General features: G+C 70.6%; 2 protein-coding genes. One reads left to right on the forward strand and one right to left on the reverse strand.

The window, feature by feature from the left end; genetic code table 11:
- On the reverse strand, positions 1-756 hold a 756-nt coding region (locus R6V09_RS52835; protein ID WP_317888509.1), incomplete at its 3' end, for a beta-ketoacyl synthase N-terminal-like domain-containing protein.
- 390 nt (positions 757-1,146) lie between these two features.
- Between R6V09_RS52835 and R6V09_RS52840 the strand changes: the two genes are divergently transcribed.
- Positions 1,147-1,539: lamin tail domain-containing protein (locus tag R6V09_RS52840; protein WP_317888510.1), on the forward strand; the 393-nt coding region annotated here is incomplete at its 3' end.

Consider the following 1,539-nt stretch of genomic DNA (forward strand, 5'->3'; position numbering starts at 1 on the left):
CCGGTTCATCCGCCGCGCCGCCGCCCGCGGCAGCAGCTCCGCCGGATCGACGGGCACGGTCCCGGCCACCCGCACGGGCAGCTCCGCGAACTCCTCGCCGTCCAGTTCCCGGATCCCGTGCCGACCGTCGAGCAGCCCCCGCCACAGCTCGCCGACCCCGACCCCGAGCGGTGTGACGGCCCCGAGCCCGGTGACCACCACCCGCCGCGGCCCGTTCACGACCACCTCCCGCTCCGGCCGCGGATGATGCCGTACGACATGCTCGGCGCCGCCCGCCTCACTCGCCCCTGCGGCTTCCGCACCGCCCCAGCCACGGACCTCCGCATCGGTCGCGACCTCCTCCGTCGCCCCGTCGAGATCCCGGTGCCAGACCCCCCAACGCCGCACGTACGACACCTCGTCGGCGCGCGGGTCGACCACTCGCAGGGAGGTGACCCGGTCGCCGTCCCGGAACTGGACCGCAGTGAGGTCCTGGGAGTCGAGGCGGGGGATCGCCCCTACGTCCATCCGGTGGCAGGCGACGGTGACGCGCAGATTCCGCCCGAGGACCTCGTCCCGGTCGGCCCCGCCGAGCGGCGGACGCAGCGCCAGCCGGATCGTCTCCGGGGTCTCGGGCAGCGTGTGCATCACGACGTACCAGCAGGCGCGTTCGGCGTCGTCCGGGGTCAGGGCGATCAGATCGCCCGGGATGACTTCGGCGGCGCTCACCGGGTGAGGAGCGAACGGAATCTCCGACGAACGGGGTGAAATGGACATACCTCTACACACTCCCTGCGCTCAGAACGGACTTATGGTGCGCGGCAAACCATCCAGAGTGAACTGGACTAAACCGGAAAAAGCCACGGTTGAATGGTGAACCTGTTGCGGCTCGGGAGCTCTCAAGGTCGGCTGGAATGGGGCGAGTTGCCCGATTCGATCACCAGGCTTATGTGTGGAATGTCACTTTCGCGACCGCGGTCGTCGCCCCCGCATCCACTTGTTCCCTGGATTTAACGCGAGGCCCTCTGGCAACTCCCTTTCTACGCGCGTAACTTGAGCCGACTCCCCACAGGCACCGGTATCGGCAGCTACACGAAGTACGAGGAGACCGCCAGCGTGTCCAGACCTGAAGGGCGCAGATCCCGCGCCCGCCGCACCGCCTACTCGATCGTCTCGGTCGGCGCGGCGGGAGCGTTCGCCTTCACCGCCCTGCCCGCCGCGCACGCCACCCCGTCGGCCGCGGCGGTGATCGCCGAGGTGTACGGCGGCGGAGGCAACTCGGGAGCCACCCTGACCCGGGACTTCGTGGAACTCGGCAACGCCGGTTCCACGGCCTACGACCTGTCGGGCTACAGCGTCCAGTACCTGCCCGGTACGCCTTCCTCCGGCTCCACTTGGCAGGTCACCGCCCTCACCGGCGCGATCGCCCCCGGCGCCCGCTACCTGGTCGGCGAGGGCACCGGCAGCGGCGGCACCACCGCGCTGCCGACCACCGACGCCAGCGGCTCGATCGCCATGAGCGCCACCTCCGGCACGATCGCCCTGGTCTCCGGCACCACC

This window comes from Streptomyces sp. W16 (assembly GCF_033194735.1).
Classification (GTDB): Bacteria; Actinomycetota; Actinomycetes; order Streptomycetales; family Streptomycetaceae; genus Streptomyces.